This is a genomic window from Curtobacterium sp. P97 (assembly GCF_023712445.1).
Lineage (GTDB): Bacteria > Actinomycetota > Actinomycetes > Actinomycetales > Microbacteriaceae > Curtobacterium.
Map to the genome: position 1 here is coordinate 1 of NZ_JAMAYF010000228.1, position 387 is coordinate 387.

Annotated in this window: 1 protein-coding gene; it reads right to left on the bottom strand. The window is 75.5% G+C overall.

What is annotated here, in order from left to right; translation table 11 throughout:
- Positions 1-365, bottom strand: a 365-nt coding sequence (locus M3677_RS17775) for a phosphoribosylformylglycinamidine synthase subunit PurQ (protein ID WP_308201995.1), incomplete at its 3' end; no start/stop codon positions are given.
- Positions 366-387 lie beyond the last annotated feature (22 nt).

Sequence of the window (387 nt, forward strand, 5' to 3'; positions counted from 1 at the left end):
GTCCACGCGGTGTCGGCGCGCTCGACGAGCAGCGCCTGGTCACGGTTGCGGAAGTGCAGGTGGCTGTTGCGGGTGAGCGCCCCGGGCAGCAGCCCGGCCTCGCAGAGCACCTGGAAGCCGTTGCAGATGCCCAGCACCGGCATGCCGGCGTGCGCCCGGTCGACCACGGCCCGCATGAGCGGCTGGCGGGCGGCGATGGCACCGGCCCGCAGGTAGTCGCCGTAGGAGAACCCACCGGGCAGGACGACGGCGTCGACCGCGGGCAGCTCGGCGTCGGCGTGCCACAGCGGCACGACCTCACCGCCGGCCAGCCGCACGGCGCGGGCGGCGTCGACGTCGTCGAGCGACCCCGGGAAGGTGACCACGCCGATGCGCACGGGTCAGGCC